General features: G+C 71.8%; 15 protein-coding genes. 6 read left to right on the top strand and 9 right to left on the bottom strand.

Annotation, left to right across the window (positions count from 1 at the left end):
* Positions 1 to 92 precede the first annotated feature (92 nt).
* Positions 93 to 1,382, bottom strand: coding sequence for an NAD(P)/FAD-dependent oxidoreductase (locus CSC66_RS14755; RefSeq protein ID WP_162378172.1), 1,290 nt, complete (start codon positions 1,380 to 1,382; stop codon positions 93 to 95).
* The gene (locus tag CSC66_RS14750; RefSeq protein ID WP_162378171.1) at positions 1,379 to 2,713 is read right to left on the bottom strand and encodes an MFS transporter; all 1,335 of its coding nucleotides are present in this window, start codon (positions 2,711 to 2,713) and stop codon (positions 1,379 to 1,381) included. The genes CSC66_RS14755 and CSC66_RS14750 overlap by 4 nt, the downstream gene beginning before the upstream one ends.
* An 86-nt stretch (positions 2,714 to 2,799) precedes the next feature.
* Between CSC66_RS14750 and CSC66_RS14745 the strand changes: the two genes are divergently transcribed.
* Positions 2,800 to 3,561, top strand: a complete 762-nt coding sequence (locus CSC66_RS14745; protein ID WP_162378170.1) for an NYN domain-containing protein — start codon at positions 2,800 to 2,802, stop codon at positions 3,559 to 3,561.
* A 112-nt stretch (positions 3,562 to 3,673) separates the two neighbouring features.
* Here CSC66_RS14745 and CSC66_RS14740 read toward each other — a convergent pair whose 3' ends face one another.
* Positions 3,674 to 5,893 carry a primosomal protein N' gene (locus tag CSC66_RS14740; RefSeq protein WP_162378169.1) on the bottom strand — a complete coding sequence of 740 codons (2,220 nt, stop codon included), beginning with the start codon at positions 5,891 to 5,893 and terminating at the stop codon, positions 3,674 to 3,676.
* 141 nt (positions 5,894 to 6,034) lie between these two features.
* On the opposite strand from CSC66_RS14740, the gene CSC66_RS14735 reads away from it, so the two are divergent.
* Positions 6,035 to 6,349: a hypothetical protein gene (locus tag CSC66_RS14735; RefSeq protein ID WP_162378168.1), complete on the top strand. Its 315-nt coding sequence runs from the start codon at positions 6,035 to 6,037 to the stop codon at positions 6,347 to 6,349.
* Entirely contained in the window at positions 6,346 to 7,686 is a 1,341-nt protein-coding gene (locus tag CSC66_RS14730; protein WP_162378167.1) for a hypothetical protein, read from the top strand. Before CSC66_RS14735 ends, CSC66_RS14730 begins: the two co-directional genes overlap by 4 nt.
* Before the next feature lie 12 nt (positions 7,687 to 7,698).
* On the opposite strand, the gene CSC66_RS14725 is transcribed toward CSC66_RS14730, so the two are convergent.
* Positions 7,699 to 8,811: a DUF3667 domain-containing protein gene (locus CSC66_RS14725; protein ID WP_162378166.1), complete on the bottom strand. Its 1,113-nt coding sequence runs from the start codon at positions 8,809 to 8,811 to the stop codon at positions 7,699 to 7,701.
* Positions 8,812 to 8,916: 105 nt separating this feature from the next.
* Between CSC66_RS14725 and CSC66_RS14720 the strand changes: the two genes are divergently transcribed.
* Positions 8,917 to 10,305, top strand: coding sequence for an MATE family efflux transporter (locus CSC66_RS14720; protein ID WP_162378165.1), 1,389 nt, complete (start codon positions 8,917 to 8,919; stop codon positions 10,303 to 10,305).
* Between the two features lie 66 nt (positions 10,306 to 10,371).
* Positions 10,372 to 12,276, top strand: coding sequence for a signal peptide peptidase SppA (gene sppA / locus CSC66_RS14715; RefSeq protein WP_162378164.1), 1,905 nt, complete (start codon positions 10,372 to 10,374; stop codon positions 12,274 to 12,276).
* Positions 12,277 to 12,401: 125 nt separating this feature from the next.
* On the opposite strand, the gene CSC66_RS14710 is transcribed toward sppA, so the two are convergent.
* Complete coding sequence (locus tag CSC66_RS14710) at positions 12,402 to 12,650, bottom strand: hypothetical protein (protein WP_238394412.1); 249 nt, start codon at positions 12,648 to 12,650, stop codon at positions 12,402 to 12,404.
* A gap of 39 nt (positions 12,651 to 12,689) precedes the next feature.
* Between CSC66_RS14710 and CSC66_RS14705 the strand changes: the two genes are divergently transcribed.
* A complete protein-coding gene (locus CSC66_RS14705; protein ID WP_162378163.1) occupies positions 12,690 to 13,466 on the top strand; it encodes an SDR family oxidoreductase in 777 nt (258 codons plus the stop codon).
* Between the two features lie 201 nt (positions 13,467 to 13,667).
* Here the strand turns inward: CSC66_RS14705 and CSC66_RS14700 are convergent, their stop codons facing one another.
* The 4 genes from CSC66_RS14700 to CSC66_RS14685 form a co-directional block, all read right to left on the bottom strand.
* Entirely contained in the window at positions 13,668 to 14,405 is a 738-nt protein-coding gene (locus CSC66_RS14700; protein ID WP_162378206.1) for an endonuclease/exonuclease/phosphatase family protein, read from the bottom strand.
* A 100-nt stretch (positions 14,406 to 14,505) separates the two neighbouring features.
* A complete protein-coding gene (locus tag CSC66_RS14695) occupies positions 14,506 to 15,309 on the bottom strand; it encodes a thiol:disulfide interchange protein DsbA/DsbL (RefSeq protein WP_162378162.1) in 804 nt (267 codons plus the stop codon).
* Positions 15,310 to 15,384: 75 nt separating this feature from the next.
* Positions 15,385 to 16,032, bottom strand: coding sequence for a thiol:disulfide interchange protein DsbA/DsbL (locus CSC66_RS14690; RefSeq protein ID WP_162378161.1), 648 nt, complete (start codon positions 16,030 to 16,032; stop codon positions 15,385 to 15,387).
* A gap of 121 nt (positions 16,033 to 16,153) precedes the next feature.
* The gene (locus CSC66_RS14685) at positions 16,154 to 16,942 is read right to left on the bottom strand and encodes a c-type cytochrome (RefSeq protein ID WP_162378160.1); all 789 of its coding nucleotides are present in this window, start codon (positions 16,940 to 16,942) and stop codon (positions 16,154 to 16,156) included.
* Between the last annotated feature and the right edge of the window lie 60 nt (positions 16,943 to 17,002).

Raw genomic sequence — 17,002 nt, 5'->3', positions numbered from 1 at the left:
ATCGCAGCGGCACGCGCGATTGTCATGCCCGTCCGGCGCGGATGCACCAGCTCGCTGCCGTACTCCGTGGCCCCGCGTCCGCCCGGCGGTGCCTACTCCGGCTTCGCCGGCGGCCGTTCCCCGTCCCCACCCTTGCCGAGGATGATCCGCGCCGCACGCTGGTAGCTCCAGTAGGCCCAGGCCCAGTTGAGCAGCACCACCAGCCGGTTGCGGAAGCCGATCAGGAAGAACACGTGCGCCGCCAGCCAGAACCACCAGGCCAGCAGCCCGGACAGCTTGAACCCGTGCAGGTCGACCACCGCGGCCATGCGGCCGATCGTGGCCAGGTTGCCGAAGTCCCGGTAGCGGAACGGTCGCGCGTTCGCGCCCTGCAGGCGCGCGCGGATCGCCACGGCCACGTGCCGGCCCATCTGCTTGGCCGCCGGCGCCACGCCCGGGACCGCAGCGCCGTTGGCCTGCTTCACCGCGGCCAGGTCGCCGGCGACGAACACGTGCGGTTGCCCGGGCACGCTGAGGTCAGGTTCGACCGGCACGCGGCCGGCGCGGTCCAGCGGAACGCCCAGCGATCGCGCCAGCGGCGAAGCGGCCACGCCGGCGGCCCAGACCACGGTTCGCGCGGGCACGAACACATCGCCCAGGCGATAGCCGGCGCCGTCGATGGCCGTCACCGGTACGCCGGTGGACACCTCCACGCCGAGCTTCTCCAGCTGCCGGCGTGCGCGGTGCGAGAGTTCCTCGGGAAACGACGCCAGTACCCGAGGCCCGGCTTCGACCAGGCGTACGCGCGCGCTCGCCGGATCGATGTGGCGGAACTCGTCCTTCAGCGTGTGCCGGGCGATCTCGGCCAGGGTGCCGGCCAGCTCGACCCCGGTCGGGCCGCCACCGACGATGGCGAAGCTCAGCCATGCCGCACGCTCGCCAGGATCGGTGCAGGCTTCGGCGCGCTCGAAGGCCAGCAGCAGCCGCCGGCGCAGGTGCAGCGCGTCATCCAGTGACTTCAGCCCCGGCGCATGCCCGGCCCAGTGGTCGTTGCCGAAGTACGCGTGGGTCGCGCCGCTGGCCAGCAACAGGTAGTCGAAATCCAGCGCGGTGCCGTCCGCCAGCACGACCTGCCTGCGCGCCGGATCGATCGACGTCGCTTCGCCCAGCCGCACTTCGACATTGCGCTGCCGGCGCAGGATGTGGCGCAGCGGCGCGGCGATGTCCGGTGCCGACAGCCCGGCGGTGGCGACCTGGTACAGCAGCGGCTGGAACAGGTGGTGGTTGCTGCGGTCGAGCAGGGTGATGCGCAGCGGCGCGCCGGCCAGTACACGCGTGGCCCACAGGCCGGCGAAACCGCCGCCGATCACGAGCAGGTGGGGAAGACGGTTGTGGTGGTTCACCGGGTTCCTCCGCGCGGCGCGGCCGCATCGTCCTGGTCGATCCTGGAATGGCGGCGCGTATCGGGCATCCACACGTACACCAGCAGCGAGACTGCGATGCAGGCGGTGACGTACCAGTAAAAGCCGCTTTCGAGCCCGGCGCGCTTGAACCACAGCGCCACCGATTCGGCGGTGCCGCCGAACACCGCCACCGTCAACGCATAGGGCAGGCCAACCCCGAGCGCGCGGATCTCCACCGGGAACAGCTCGGCCTTCACCACCGCGTTGATCGCGGTGTACCCGCTGAGCGCCACCAGCGCCAGCATCACCAGCCAGAACGCCTCGCCCGCGCTGCCCACCGACTGCAGGCGGCTGAGGATCGGCACGGTCAGCAGCGTGCCCAGCACCCCGAAGGCGATCAGTACCGGGCGCCGCCCGATCCGGTCCGACAAGGCGCCGACCAGTGGCTGCAGCAGCATGAACACGAACAGCGTCGAGGCGTTCACCCGCGCCGCGTCCTGGCTGGACAGGCCGGCGCTGTTGACCAGGAACTTGTGCACGTAGGTGGTGTACGTATAGAACGCCAGCGTGCCGCCCATGGTCAGCCCTACCACGGTCAGTAGCGCGCGCGGGTGCTGCAGCAGCACCCGCAACGTGCCCTGGCGACGCTGCTGCGCGGCCGAGGCATCGGCCTCGCTGCGCGCGAACGATTCGGTTTCCGCCATGTTCCGCCGCAGCCACAGCGCCGCCACCGCGGCCAGCGCGCCGATCGCGAACGGGATCCGCCAGCCCCATTCGCGCAGCTGCTCGGGCGTGAGCAGCAGTTGCAGCGCCAGCAGCACCGCCAGTGCGACCAGGTGGCCCATCACAAGGGTCACGTACTGGAAGCTGGACCAGAAGCCGCGGTGCTCGCGGCCGGCCATCTCGCTGAGGTACGTGGCCGAGGTGCCGTACTCGCCGCCGACCGACAGTCCCTGCAGCAGGCGCGCCAGCACCAGCAGTATCGGCGCGGCGATGCCGATGCTGGCGTAGCCCGGGGTGAAGGCGATGACCAGCGAGCCGGCGCACATCATCCACACCGACAGCAGCAGCGCGGCGCGGCGCCCGTGCCGGTCGGCGTAGCGCCCGAGCAGCCAGCCGCCGAGCGGCCGCATCAGGAAACCGACGGCGAAGATCGCGGCGGTCTTCAGCAGCTGGCTGGTGCGGTCGCCGCCGGGGAAGAACACCTCGGCGAAGTACAGCGAGAACGCCGCGTACACGTACCAGTCGTACCACTCCACCAGGTTGCCGACCGAGCCGCTGAAGATGCTGCGCAGGCGGCGGGCCGGGGTGAGTTCGCGGGCGGGTTCCATCGGCCGATTCTGGCACGGACGCGCGTCGACCCGCAGGCGCCGCGGTTGTGCAAGACTGCGCGGCACACGGACCAGGGAGCGAACCGATGGCCGAAGCGGAAAAGCGCATCGCCCTGCTGATCGACGCGGACAACGCGCCGGCGGGCAAGATCGACGTCATCCTGGCCGAGGTGGCCCGCCACGGCGTGGCCAACGTGCGCCGCGCCTACGGCAACTGGAAGAGTTCCAACCTCAAGCAGTGGGAAGCGGTGCTGCACGAGTACGCCATCCGCCCGATCCAGCAGTTCGCCTACTCGTCAGGCAAGAACGCCTCGGACATGGCGATGGTGGTCGATGCGATGGACCTGCTCTACGCGCGCAACCTCGATGGATTCGCCATCGTCTCCAGCGATGCCGACTTCACCCCGCTGGTGATGCGCCTGCTCACCGACGGGGTCAAGGTCTACGGCTTCGGCGAGCAGAAGACGCCCAAGCCATTCGTCAACGCGTGCTCCAAGTTCACCTACATCGAAGCGCTCGGCGCGCCGGCCGACAACGGCAAGGCCGAGGCGACGGCGAAGAAGACCGCGAAGGAGCTGCGCGGCGACACCCGCCTGGTACAGATGCTGCGCAGCGCCGTGGAGTCCGGCAGCGGCGACGACGGCTGGGCCAACCTGAGCGTGGTCGGCAGCCAGATCAGCAACCAGGCCTCGTTCGACCCGCGCAACTACGGCTACGGCAAGCTCAGCGACCTGGTCAAGGCCAGTGGCCTGTTCGAGATCAAGCAGGAGGGCAAGCTCGTGCTGGTGCGCGACAAGCCGGGCCGCAGCTCCGCGGCGAAGAAGTCGGCGGCCGGCAAGGCGGCCTGATTCGCACGCGGCCGCGCCTGCGTCCGGAACGGGCGTGGCTCCACGGGCGCAGGCTTCATCGGTCCGCGGCATGCCTGCGTGCCCGGTCGATGCTGCCATTGCGATGTTGCGATCAGTAGAGGTCGACCGGATCGATGTCCAGCGACCAGCGGGTGCGCCGTGCCTCGGGCAGGGCGTGGATTGCCGGCAACGCCGCGTCGAGCAGCGCATGCAGGACCGGGCGCGTGGCCGCGGACAGCAACAGCTGCATCCGGTAGAGACCGGCGCGCCGCGACATCGGTGCGGTCACGGGACCGAGCAGTTCGATTCCCGGCGCGGCCATGCGATCGGCGGCGTCGTGCAGGATCGACCTGGCCGCACGCAGGAACGCGTCGGCGTTCCCGGCCTGCTGATCCTCGGCGCGCAGCATCGCCAGGTGGGCGAACGGCGGGAAGCCGGCAGCTTCGCGCTGGGCCAGCTCGTCCCTGGCGAAGGCGTCGTAGCCGCCGTTGAGGAGGTCGTGCAGCAGGCGATGGTCGGGGTGGTGGGTCTGCCACCACACCTGGCCCGGGCGTCGCGCGCGGCCGGCGCGGCCGGCGACCTGGATCAGCAGTTGCGCCAGCTTCTCGCCGGCACGGAAATCGGACGAGAACAGGCCCTCGTCCACGCCGACCACCACCACGCGGGTAAGGTGGGGCAGGTCGTGGCCCTTGGCCAGGATCTGGGTGCCGACCAGGATGCCGGGCCTGTCGCCCAGTTCGGCCAGCAGTCTTGCCAGGCCGTCGCGGCGTTGGGTGGTGCCGCGGTCGATGCGCAGCACCGGCCAGTCGGCGAAGCGTTCGGCCAGCAGCTCCTCCAGCCGCTCGGTGCCGACGCCCTGCGGCTGCAGCGCCAGGCTGGCACAGTCCGGACACGCCAGCGGGCGCGACTGGCGGTGGCCGCAGTGGTGGCAGACCAGCTTGCCGCCGCCGGCGTGGACGGTCAGCGGCGTGCTCTGCACCGGCGTGCTGCAGCGCGGGCAGTGGGCGCTCCAGCCGCAATCGTGGCAGAGCAGCACCGGTGCGTAGCCGCGGCGGTTCTTGAACACCAGCACCTGGCCGCCATCGCGCAGCGCCGCGCCGATCATCTCGAGCACTTCCGGGGCCAGGCCGGCCTGCAGCGGACGCTTGCGCACGTCGAGGATGCGCACCGCCGGTGGCCGCGCCTCGCCGGCGCGCTGGCGCAGGCGCAGGTGCGCGTAGCGGCCGGCGCCGGCGTTGTGCAGCGTCTCCAGCGACGGCGTCGCGCTGCCGAGCAGGACCGGCACCGCCAGCGCCTTGCCGCGCACCAGGGCGAAATCGCGCGCGTGGTAGCGGATGCCGTCCTGTTGCTTGTAGCTGCCGTCGTGCTCCTCGTCGACCACGATCAGGCCGGCCTCGGGCAGCGGGGTGAACACCGCCGAGCGGGTGCCGACCACCACCCGCGCCTCGCCGCGCCAGGCCGCGGCCCAGACCCGCGCGCGCTCGCCGTCGGCGAGGCCCGAATGCAGCGCATGCACCGGCACGCCGAGGCGGGCGCGGAAGCGCGCCAGGGTCTGCGGGGTGAGGCCGATCTCCGGCACCAGCACCAGCGCCTGGCGGCCGCGCGCCAGGCAGTCGGCGATGGCATGCAGGTAGACCTCGGTCTTGCCGCTGCCGGTCACGCCCTCCAGCAGCACCGGAGCGAAGCCGCGGGCCGCGACGATGGCGTCGATCGCCGCCTGCTGTTCCGGGTTGGGCGGCGGCCCGGCCTGCGGATCCGGCGCGCCGGGCGTGGCCGGAATCGCCACGCGCTCGGCGTAACCACGCTTGGCCAGGGCGCGCGCGGCGTCGCGCCAGCCTTCCAGTTGCCGGTCCAGCCTCTCCTCGTCCGCGGGCCCGGCTTCGAGCAGCTCCGCCAGCCGCCGCGGCCGGGTATTGCGACGCAGGCCGGCCAGGCCGGTGGCGCCGGCTTCGGTCAGCAGCCAGGCCCATGCATGGGTATCGGGCAAGGGCTCGCCCGCCCGCAGCGGCGCCGGTAGTGCGGTGGCAAAGACTTCGCCGGGCGGGGCGTGGGTGTAGCGGGCGAGCCAGCGCAGCGAGTCCAGCAGTTCGCCGCTGAACAGCGGTTCGGCATCGGGCAGGCCCCTGGCCTGGCGCAGCTCGATGCCCGCCTCGGCCATGCCCACGCTGGCCACCACGCCGACCAGCTCGCGGCTGCCGAACGGCACCTGCACCCGGTGCCCGACCAGGGCGGGTGTCGCCGCATGCCCGGCCGGCGGCAGATAGTCGAACAGCCGCGGCAGCGGCACGGGCAAGGCGACCTGCAGGCAGGCGATCGGGTCGGAGGGGGGCATATCGGGCCAGTCTAAAGCCAGCGTCCGACCGCCCGCAGGACCCCCGCTTGCACCGCATTGCTGCGTGCCGGCTGATAAATGGGATGTAAACCGCCGTCACACTTGGATATTTGTGCTTATCCACACAAGATGTGGATAACCTTGTGCATCACCGCGATGCTTCACGCCGCAAAGACGGGAATTCAAGCCTGTCAGTCAGGTTGGTCAAAAAAACGCCATATGAAAAAACAAAAAAGAATCAACGGTTTGCCCGTGAAACACCGATGCAGCGAAGGGCGTGAAGGCAAAAATGCGGGTTTTGCGCCGAAAGTAATTGCGCTGTGCACAACCGTTTGGGCCGCGAGCCTTGTCCCAGCGGGCTGGAACAGCGCCCGGCGGCGTGTCAAGACGCGCCGCACCCCGGCGGGGGCCTATCCTTGGCCAATGGTGGAGATGCGACGGGTGCTGGTGCGGTGAGCGGTTCGTCAGGGCTGCCGGCGGCGCTGGCCGCCTTCCTGCGGGGCGCCGAGCGCCGCGCTTTCCTGTTCCTGTGGCTGCAATCCGGGGATGCGCGGGCGGCGGAGCGGTCCCTGGCGGCGGCGATCCGCGCGTTCCCCGGCCCTGCCGCGCGGATGCCCATGGCGGAATGGCCGACCCGCTTCTGGAAGCTGCTGCTGGCCCTGCCGCAGGAGCCGGGGGGCGACTGGCCCGTGGCCTTGGGCTTCCTGGCGTCGATGCGCCCTCCAGTGCGCCGCGCGCTGCTGCTGCGCCAGGTGGCCGGCCTGGACGAGGCCACCGCCGCGGAGGTGCTGGGCGTGGACGTCCAGGCCTACCAGCAGGCCTTGGCCGACGCCTGTCCGCGCGCCGCCGACGGCCGTCCCGATGCGGCCGGATGGCGTCACCAGGCCGAGGCGATCCAGCAGGCCGGGCGCGAGCTTGAAAGCGACCAGCTCGTGCGGCTGATGCAGCTTCGCGAAGCGGCCCTGGCCGGCCAGCAGGTCGCTGCGCCGCCGGAGGCCGCCGCGCCGGTGCCGGACGCGCGCTCGCGCCCCGCCAGGCCGCCGCGCGGATCTGCCTGGCTCCTGGTCGCCATCGCCGCGCTCGGCGCGTTGCTGCTGGGGGCCGCGCTGTGGTGGTGGCCCGCGGCGATGCCGGCCGCCGGTGCCGACGCGCCCGCCGCCGCGGCACTCGACGACCTGCGCGTGCACGACAACCCGCCGGTACAGGTCGAACCGCTGCCGGAGGGCGATCCGCCGCCGGTCGCCGCGGTCGATTGGCCGGCGCCGCTGGAGGAGGGCGTGCAGGATCCGGTCGTGGCCCGGCTGGCGCTGCTGTCCTGGCTGGCGGCCGGCGCCCCGCCCTCGCGGCTGGAGCAGGAGGGCGAGCCGGCGGAGCCGTCGGCGGACCTGCTGCAGGATGCCGGCGGCACCGGTGCCGACTGGGCCCGCCTGGATGCACACGAGCAGGCCCAGGTGCATGCGGCGGCGGTCGCGCTGCAGGCACGCGATCCGGCCGCGCAGGCCGCGCTGCACGCGCGCTTCGCCGCGCTGGATGCGATGGAGCGCCGCGGCTGGCGCCTGGGCCCGGTGCTCGGCGCGGACTTCGTGCTGCTGCAGCCGCTGGTCGGGTTCGTGCCGGAAGACGAGCGCGAACCGCTGCTGGCCGTACTGCGCACGCTTACTCCCGAACAGCGCGCCCGGCTCGGCGCGCTGTCGCTGCGCACCCCGCCGGCCGAACGCGAGCGGCTGCGCCGCGAACTGCTGGCCACGCCCCCCGCGGCGCGCACGGCCTGGCTGGACCAGCGCCAGCAGTGACGATGCAACCGCTCAGGCGCGGGCGAGGCTGACCACGATCAACGCCATCACGGTAAGCATCAGCGTGAACGAATAGATGCCGCCGATCAGCACGAACTTGAGCGAAGTCAGGGTCCAGCCCTGGCCGTAGACGCGCTTCTGCATCAGCAGCAGGTAGGTCGGCATCCACAGCCACAGCAGGGCTGCTGCCAGCCCGGATATCGCGCCGAAGAAGGCCAGGTGCGGCGTGATCCAGTGGTCCAGCGCCAGCAGCGCGAACTGGGCCAGCAACGCCAGGCACAGGAACGCGTGGCTGTAGAACGCCACTACCAGGTGCTCCAGGTACAGGCGGCCGGAATCGAGGTAGAACAGTTTCAGCAGCAGCGCGAACAGCGGCACCAGCACGAACAGCGCGGTGGGCACGCTGCCCATGAAGGCGTACTTGAACAGCGACGGGTCCTTCTCGATGCGCGGCAGGTTCTGCAGCATGCGTTGGCCCTGCCGCTCCAGCCACCCGTCGGCGGTCGTGCCGGTGGAGATGGCGATCGCATCGGGATTCGCAGGCTCGGCATCGGCCTCCGCATCGGTTCCGGGCGCAGGGGCACGAGGCGTGCCGCCGAGTTCGACGATGCGCCGGTCGGCCTGGCGGCGGATCTGGGCGATTCCCCGGTCGAAGCCGTGCCGCGCCGGCGCGGCGATCGCCGGCATGCTTTCGCGCGCCTGTTCCATATCGGCGATGGCCTTGTCGCGGATCTGCTCGACCTCGGCCACCGATTGGGCCCGGGCGAAGTCGCTGTTGCCCGATCCATTCACCTGTACCGGCGGCAGGGCCGACGAATCGCCGAAATCCACCAGCTTGCCGACGAAGAAGGTCAGCACGCACAGGATCACGAACAGGCGCATCGGCGCCACGTAGGGCGCCCGGTGCCCGGCCAGGAAGTCGGCGGCCAACGCGCCGGGCGCCAGCAGTCGGCGCAGGGTGCGGAAGATGCGCCCGTCCAGGTGCCAGAAGGACTCGAATACCTCTTCGACCGCGTGAGCGAAGCTGCGTACCGGGCTGTGCGCGGCCTGGCCGCAGGCGTGGCAGAACCGGCCCTGCAATGGCTGGGCGCAGTTCTCGCAGGCGGCAGGAGGGCTGTCGCTCATGGCGTGTGTTCGTCGCTTCCCCGGGGCAAGGCTAAGATAGCGGGCCGCAGGAGCCCGGTGCCAGTGCCCGACCGCACGGCCGCAGCCCGCGCCAAGTGTCCTTGCATGCCTTCCGAATCCGCGCCGCGCTTCGGCCGCGAACTGCGCGCCACCGCCACGCTTGCCCTGCCGCTGGTGCTGGGCCACGTGTCGACCGGCCTGATCAACTTCGTCGACAACGTCATCGCCGGCCACCACGGCACGCGCACGCTGGCCTCGGTCACGGTCGGCACCGCGTTGCTGTGGCTGCCGATGATGGTGCCGATCGGCACGCTCATCGCGCTGACCGCCTCCGTGTCGCAGCTCGATGGCGCCGGCCGCCGCCACGAGATCGCGCCGCTGTTCCGGCAGGCGCTGTGGCTGGGGTTGGGCCTGGGCCTGCTGATGTTCGCCTTCCTCAGCGCGGTGCCGCTGGCGCTGGGCGCGTTCGGCATCGCGACGGACATCATTCCCGGCGCGACCGCCTTCTCCCATGCGGTGCGCTGGGGCGTGCCGGCGCTGACCCTGTTCTTCTGCATGCGCTACCTCAGCGAAGGCCTGCACTGGACCCTGCCGACGATGCTGCTGGGCTTCGGCGGCCTGGCGGTGCTGGCGCCGCTGGGCTACGTGCTGACCTTCGGCGTCGGCCCGCTGCCGGAAATGGGCGCCGCCGGCCTGGGCGCGGCCTCGGCCACGGTGATGTGGCTGCAGGCGCTGGGTTTCGCGCTGTACCTGTGGCGGTCGGCCCGGTTCGCGCCGCTGGGCCTGTTCGCGCACCTGGAATGGCCGCGCTGGCGCGTGATCGCCAGCCTGCTCGCCACCGGCCTGCCGATCGGGGTGACGGTGCTGATGGAGGGCGGGCTGTTCATCGCCACGGCGCTGCTGATCGCCCGGCTCGGCGAAGTGCCGGCGGCCGCGCACCAGATCGCCATCAACGTCTCGGCACTGTGCTTCATGGTCCCGATGGGCCTGGCCGAGGCGACCACGGTGCGGGTCGGCCACGCGCTGGGCGCCGGCGACCCGGCGGGCGTGCGCCGGGCCGCGCGCGCCGGCTACGCGATCGTGCTGGCGACCCAGCTGTGCTCGGCGGTCGTGCTGCTGCTGGGGCACGACGCGATCGTCGCCGTCTATACCCGCGACGTGGCGGTGGCCGCGCTGGCCTCGACCCTGCTGCTGTACGCGGCCGCGTTCCAGTTCCCGGATGGCATCCAGGTGATGTCGGCCGGCTCGCTGCGTGGTCTGCGCGACACCCGGGTGCCGATGTTCCTGGCGATGGCCGCGTACTGGGGGTTGGGCATGCCGCTGGGCGCCGGACTCGGCCTGGGGCTGGGCTGGGGGCCGCAGGGCATGTGGGCCGGCCTGATCGTCGGCCTGTCGGCGGCGGCGGTGTTGATGGGCTGGCGCCTGTCCTGGCGCCTGAACCGTTTGCCGCTGCCGGTGGCCGCCCCCGGCGGCACCCTGACTTCAGGCGCATGAAAGGCCCTGGCGCACGGGCTATCCTGCAGTCGTAACCCGCATCCCGCCTGCCGGAGCCGTTGTCCGATGAACCCGCCCCCCCTGCCGCGCCCCAATCCCGTCGGTCGCTTCTTCGTCGGCCTGTGGGACGTGATGAACTTCACGCGCCGGCTGATCCTCAACCTGCTGTTCTTCGGACTGCTGTTCCTGGTCCTGATCCTGTTCATCGCCGCGCTGGGCAAGGGCAGCGGCGTGCAGCCGCTGCAGGAGCGCACGACCCTGGTGATCGCGCCGGAAGGCCGGCTGGTGGAGCAGTTCACCGCCGACCCGGTGACCCGCGCGCTGGCGCGCGCGCTGGGCGACCGGTCGGCCGAGGAGATCCAGCTGCGCGACCTGCTGCGGGCGATCGAGGAGGCCAGGGACGACAAGCACATCGAGCGCGTGCTGCTGCAGCTGGACAAGCTGCAACCCTCGGGCATGGCCTCGATGCGCGAGGTGGCCCAGGCGCTGGGCGAACTGCGCGCCTCCGGCAAGCAGGTGGTGGCGTTCGGCGAGAACATCGGCCAGGGCCAGTACCTGCTGGCCGCGCAGGCCGACGAGATCTACCTCGACCCGATGGGCGGCCTGCTCCTGGAAGGGCTGGGGCGCTACCGCCAGTATTTCCGCACCGGCCTGCAGGACAAGCTCGGCGTGGACGTGCACCTGTTCCGGGTCGGCGAGTTCAAGTCCGCCGCCGAACCCTACATCCTCGATGCGGCCTCGCCGGAAGCCAAGGAAGCCGACCTGTACTGGATGAACGACGTGTGGCAGCGCTACCTGGCCGACGTCGGCGCGGCGCGCAAGCTCGACCCGGCGCAGCTGGCCGCGCAGATCGACGCGTTGCCCGAAGGCATCGAGGCCGCCGGTGGCGACATCGCCAAGCATGCGCAGTCGATGAAGCTGGTCGACGGGCTCAAGACCCGCGAGGAAGTGGAGCAACTGCTGGCCGAGCGTGGCGTGGCCGACGAGGACGACGAGCGCGGCTTCCGCAGCGTCGACCTGGATGCCTACCTGGTGCAGCTGGACAGCAAGCGCTCGCCGGTCGACCGCCGCCCGCAGGTGGCCGTGGTGGTGGCCGAGGGCGAGATCAGCGGCGGCGACCAGCCGGCCGGGCGGATCGGCGGCGAGTCCACCGCGGCGCTGCTGCGCCAGGCGCGCGACGACGAGCACGTCAAGGCGGTGGTGCTGCGCGTGGATTCGCCCGGCGGCGAGGTGTTCGCCTCCGAGCAGATCCGCCGCGAGGTCGAGCAGCTCAAGGCCGCCGGCAAGCCGGTGGTGGTGTCGATGGGCGACCTGGCCGCCTCGGGCGGCTACTGGATCAGCATGAACGCCGACCGGATCTACGCCGATCCGTCGACGATCACCGGCTCGATCGGCATCTTCGGCCTGATCCCGAACTTCACCCGCACCCTGGACAAGATCGGCGTGCACACCGACGGCGTGAGCACCACCCGCTTCGCCGGTGCGTTCGACGTCACCCGGCCGATGGATCCGGAGGTGGGTCGCGTGATCCAGGCGGTGATCGACAAGGGCTACGCCGATTTCACCGGCAAGGTCGCCGCCGCGCGCGGCAAGCCGGTGGAAGAAGTCGACGCGGTCGCCCGTGGCCGCGTGTGGAGCGGTGCGCAGGCCAAGGAGCGCGGCCTGGTGGACGAGCTCGGCGACCTGGGCGATGCGGTCGCCGATGCGGCCACGCGCGCCAAGCTGGGCGAGAAGGGCAAGTTCCGCGTGACCTACATCGACAAGCCGGCCACCCCGTTCGCGCAGTTCCTGGCCGGTTTCGCCGGCAGCCGGGTCGGCGCGGCGCTGCTGCAGGATTCGGGCCTGGCACGCGCGGCGCTGGCGCAGGCCATGCCCGAGGCGGAGGCGCAGCTGCGCTTCGTCGAGAACGCACTCAAGGACCGCAACGGCACGCCGGTGAAGTCGCTGGCCTATTGCTTCTGCGGGTGGTGATGCGCCCGCGCGGGCGCGGCCCCGCGTAGAGCGGGGCTTGCCCCGCGGCCTTGCATGTCGATGGCGGGCGGAAGCAGCCGGCCAGGGCCGGCTCTACGGGGCGCTCGCGTCGTCGATGGCGCGGCTCAGCCGCCTTCGGCCGCGTCGATCTCCGCCTGCTGGCGGTCGGCCGCGTCCTGCACGGTCTTCTCCACGCCGTGCGCCTTGTCCTGCGGCGCCTGGATCGCATCACGCAATCCGGTGTGCGCCTGTGCCTGCGGTTCGGGCGGCCGTTCGGTCGGGGGCGGTTCCCGGCGGCAGGCGGCGAGCGCGGCGACCAGCGCGATCGCGCACAGCGCCGGGCGGAACGGGAACGGATGGACGTTATCGGACATCGGCGCGCTCCGGAGGAAGGCCGGCGCTATCCTACGCCCATGACGACGAACCGGTGGCGGCTGGACGGGCAACTGGCGCTGGTGACCGGCGCCAGCGCCGGCATCGGCCTGGCGATCGCGCGCGAACTCGCGGCACTGGGTGCGCACCTGCTGCTGGTGGCGCGCGAGGAGGATCCGCTGCAGGAGGCGCGCGACGAGCTCGCCGACCGCCACCCGGCGCAGGACATCCTGGCGATGGCCGCCGACGTGGCCGACGACGCCGACCGCCAGGCGATCCTGGACTGGGTCGAGGACCAGGGCGAGGGCCTGCACGTCCTGGTCAACAACGCCGGCGGCAACGTCACCAAGGCCGCGGTGGACTACACCGAGGACGAGTGGCGCGGGATCTTCGAGACCAACCTGTTCGCCGCCTTCGAGCTGTCGCGCTACGCGCACCCGCTGCTGGCCCGGCATGCCGCGTCGAGTATCGTCAACGTCGGCAGCGTTTCCGGCATCACCCACGTGCGCAGCGGCGTGGTCTACGGCATGAGCAAGGCGGCCCTGCACCAGATGACGCGCAACCTCGCCGCCGAATGGGCCGAGGACGGCATCCGGGTCAACGCGGTGGCGCCGTGGTACATCCGCACGCGGCGGACCTCCGGGCCGCTGTCGGATCCGGATTACTACGAGGAAGTGATCGGGCGCACGCCGATGCGCCGGATCGGCGAGCCGGAAGAGGTCGCTTCGGCGGTCGCCTTCCTGTGCCTGCCGGCGGCCAGCTACGTCACCGGCGAATGCATCGCGGTGGACGGCGGGTTCCTGCGCTACGGCTTCTGAGCCGCAAGGGTGCCACGCGCTGGCCATTGCACTGGCGCGGGCCGGTGATCTCCGGCCTGCTCGAAGACGCTGGACGGCCAAGGCCGGGGCGAAGATCCACCGCCGCTGCAACGGCCGTGCCTGATCGCGGAGAAGGCGGTCTATCCGGATCCGGGTAACCCGGGGTCGTCTTACGCCCAGGACGTGGGCCGAACAAGCGGCTCAGGTGCGCAGCGCGTCCTCCGGCACCTCGATCTCCATCGCCAGCGCCAGGTGGTCGGAGAACGCGGCGGGGAAGGCCTGCGAGCCGAGGCACTTGAGGTCGCCGCTGACCAGGATGTGGTCGATCGCCCGCTGCGGCTTCCAGCTCGGGAAGGTCGGCACCACGCATTCGGGCGGACGCAGGGTGGTGTTGCGGTAGAGCACCTCCATCTCCGGCTGGTCGGGCAGGCAGTTGAAGTCGCCCATCAGCACCGCGTTGGGATGGTCCTGCAGCACTTCGGCGATGAAGGACAGCTGCGCCAGCCGCGACTTCGCGCCCAGCGACAGGTGCGCGACGGCCACCGTCAGGCCCGGGCGGTCGTCGCCGAAGTGGGCCAGCAGCACGCCGCGGCCCTTGATCCGGCCGGGCAGGGAATGGTCGCTGGTCCGGACCGGCTCGAGCTTGCTGAGCAGGCCGTTGGCGCTGGAGGCCACGCCGCCGACGCTGCGGTTGGGCTGGTGGGTCCAGTAATGGAAGCCGGCGCGCTGGGCCAGGTAATGGGTCTGGTTGGTGAACCCCGAGCGCAGGCTGCCCGGGTCGCTTTCCTGCAGGCCGACGATGTCGTGGCCGCTGGCCAGCTGCGCGATCGCGTCCAGGCTGGTGCGCTTGCCGGCCGGCAGCGCATGCGACCAGCTGCGGGTCACGTAATCGCTGTAGCGGCGCGTGCTCGAGCCGGCCTGGATGTTGGCGCTGAGCAGGCGCAGCCGGCGCGCGCCGGAGGTCGCGTCGGCGACCTCCGGTGGCCTGGCTGTGCCGGTCGAGGGCGCGGGGGAGCCCATCGGAGCGTGCGACGGCGCGTCAGTTCGCGCCGCCGCGCTCCTTGGCGACCAGCCAGTCAACGGTGTTGAGCATCTTGCCGAAGCCCTGCTGGTCCACCGGCACGGTGTACTTGCCGTTGACCACGATCGCCGGCGTGCCCTCGATCCGGGTCTTCACCGCGAACTGCTTGGCCCGGTTGATCTTGGCGTCCACGCCGAAGCTGTTGAAGGTATCGGCGAAGCGCTTGGCGTCCACCCCGTACTGGGCGTAGAACGGCGCGATCTGCTCGGCGGTGACGTTGTTGTTGACCGGCAGGCTGCGCTGCACGTGGATCGCGTTGAACATGGCGTCGTGGCTCTGCGGCAGCACGCCCAGCGCCTCGGCGGCGTAGAACGCGCGCGCGTACGGCAGCCAGTAGCCGCCGAACGCCGCCGGCACCTGGACCACCGCCACGTCGGCGGCCTGGCGCTGCTTCCATGCCTGGAACTCGGGCTCGAACTGGGCGCAGTGCGGGCAGGTGTAGCCGAACACTTCGGCGACTTCGATCTTGCCGGCCGCCGGCTGGAAGGCCTGTCCGTTGGCGATCTCGATGTAGTCCACGCCGGCGACCGGGGCCGGGCCGGTGGGCGCGCTCGGTGCCGGCGCCGGCGCGGCCGCCTGGGCGGGTTCGGCGGCCGTGGCCGCGGCTTCGCCCGGCTGCGTGGCGGGGGCGGACGGAGCAGCGGTTTCGGCGGGCGCGGCCGGTGCCGGCGTGGCCGCCGGGGCGGGGGCCTCCGGCCCGGAGCAGGCGGTCAGGGCCAGCAGCAGCGGCAGGGACAGGCTGAGCAGGTGGCGCTTGGTCATGGCGGGTGGTCTCCTGGGTACGGAAAGGATGGGGTACGGGGCGTCAATGCGCGGTCGGGGCCGGCAACCCGGCGGTCACGGCTTGCGCCCGGCCTGGCGCTCGCGCGCGATCAGCCAGTCGGCGATGCGCAGCATGTCCTCGAAATCATGGCCGAGCACCCGGTAACGGCCGGCCACCACCAGGGCGGGCGTGCCTTCCAGCTCCCAGGCCTGCGCCAGCGCCGCGGCCTGCCGCACCTGCGCGTCGACCTTGGGATCGGCCATCGCGGCCTGGAAGCTCGCCGCATCGACACCATACCCCGCGAAGAAGGCGGCCAGTTCCGTCGCGCTGGGGTTGCGCGGCAGGGAGCCGGACCGGTGCACGGCGTCGAAGGTCGCCTTGTGGGCGCGGGGCATCAGGCCCAGGCTGGAAGCGGCGAAGTAGGCGCGGGCCCAGGTGTCCCAGGGGCCGCCGAAGGCGGCGGGCACGGCCACGAAGTCGACGTCGCGCGGCAGCTTCGCCTTCCATTCGGCCAGCAGCGGCTCCAGGTGGGCGCAGTGCGGGCAGGAATAGCCGAACACCTCGGCGACCTCGATCCGCCCGGGCCTGGCCGCCCAGGACCGGGCCGCGGGGAGCTCGATGTAGTCGTGGCCGGCCTGCGGCGCCGACCCGGCCGGCGCGGCGGCGGCGGCCGGAAGCCAGGCCAGGGCGGCGAGCAGAAGTCCGGTCAGCACTGCCTTCATCGGGGGTCTCCGGCGTGGTCCGGGCGGTGGCGCCCGGCGGAAAAAAGACGCCGGCCATGGGGCCGGCGCAAGTTCAAGAGAGAGGGACTACGGTGGTCAGACCGCGCCGGCGCGCCGAAGTTCAGGAGCGCGGTTCGGCCGCGGCGACCTCGGCATCGTCGGCATGGTCGTGCAGGCCCTGCAGGTAGCTGGCCAGCGCGCCGATTTCCTGGTCCGTCAGCTTGTTGGCGACCTTGGCCATGATGTGGAACGAGGCCGCGTCCTTCTCGCTGGTGGTGCCGGCGCGGTATTCCTGCAGGCGCCGGGCCGAGTACTCGGCCATCTGCCCGCCGATGTGCGGGTACGGCGGGCCCGGGTTGCCGGCGCCGGTGGGGCCGTGGCAGGACGCGCAGGCCGGGATGCCGCGTTCGGCGTCGCCGGCGCGGAACAGCTGCTGGCCGATCTCGTAGTACTTCAGGCCCGCGTAGGGGCCATCGGCCACCTCGGTGTCGTCGGCCACGCCGGCGCCGGCCTTCTGCTGGGCGAAGAACGCACCCACGTCGCGCATGTCCTGCGGGCTCAGCGCCTGGGCGAACGGGGCCATCACCGCGGCCAGGCCGCTGTGGCGCTCGCCGCTGGCGAACAGGGCCAGCTGCTTGGCGATGTAGCGCTCGCTCTGGCCGGCGATGCGCGGGTACATCGGGTCGACCGGGTTGCCGTCGGCGCCATGGCAGGCGGCGCAGGCGGCGGCCTTGCCGGCGCCGGCTTCGGCGTCGCCCCAGTGGGTCTTGCTCAGGTCCACTTCCAGCGGTGCGGTCTGCACGGGCGCGTTGTCCGGCACCGGCACCACCGTGGTCTGGGCGGCATAGGCGGCGACGGCGGTGACCGCGACGGCCAGTCCGGCAAGGGTTAAAACGCGAGCGTGGCGCATGCTAGAGCTCCGGGAACCCGATCGAGGCGGCCCGTGAACGGCCGCGAAACGTCGGGATTA

The organism is Pseudoxanthomonas kaohsiungensis, from assembly GCF_010211765.1.
Lineage (GTDB): Bacteria > Pseudomonadota > Gammaproteobacteria > Xanthomonadales > Xanthomonadaceae > Pseudoxanthomonas > Pseudoxanthomonas kaohsiungensis.
This window is presented reverse-complemented; position numbering and strand designations above follow the sequence as displayed.

Coding starts and splice junctions, on each gene's coding strand:
- CSC66_RS14705 (WP_162378163.1), top strand. CDS start 12,690: ATGACGACGAACCGGTGGCGGCTGGACGGGCAACTGGCGCTGGTGACC.
- CSC66_RS14695 (WP_162378162.1), bottom strand. CDS start 15,309: ATGACCAAGCGCCACCTGCTCAGCCTGTCCCTGCCGCTGCTGCTGGCC.
- CSC66_RS14720 (WP_162378165.1), top strand. CDS start 8,917: ATGCCTTCCGAATCCGCGCCGCGCTTCGGCCGCGAACTGCGCGCCACC.
- CSC66_RS14725 (WP_162378166.1), bottom strand. CDS start 8,811: ATGAGCGACAGCCCTCCTGCCGCCTGCGAGAACTGCGCCCAGCCATTG.
- CSC66_RS14710 (WP_238394412.1), bottom strand. CDS start 12,650: ATGTCCGATAACGTCCATCCGTTCCCGTTCCGCCCGGCGCTGTGCGCG.
- CSC66_RS14685 (WP_162378160.1), bottom strand. CDS start 16,942: ATGCGCCACGCTCGCGTTTTAACCCTTGCCGGACTGGCCGTCGCGGTC.
- CSC66_RS14740 (WP_162378169.1), bottom strand. CDS start 5,893: ATGCCCCCCTCCGACCCGATCGCCTGCCTGCAGGTCGCCTTGCCCGTG.
- CSC66_RS14750 (WP_162378171.1), bottom strand. CDS start 2,713: ATGGAACCCGCCCGCGAACTCACCCCGGCCCGCCGCCTGCGCAGCATC.
- CSC66_RS14690 (WP_162378161.1), bottom strand. CDS start 16,032: ATGAAGGCAGTGCTGACCGGACTTCTGCTCGCCGCCCTGGCCTGGCTT.
- CSC66_RS14745 (WP_162378170.1), top strand. CDS start 2,800: ATGGCCGAAGCGGAAAAGCGCATCGCCCTGCTGATCGACGCGGACAAC.
- sppA (WP_162378164.1), top strand. CDS start 10,372: ATGAACCCGCCCCCCCTGCCGCGCCCCAATCCCGTCGGTCGCTTCTTC.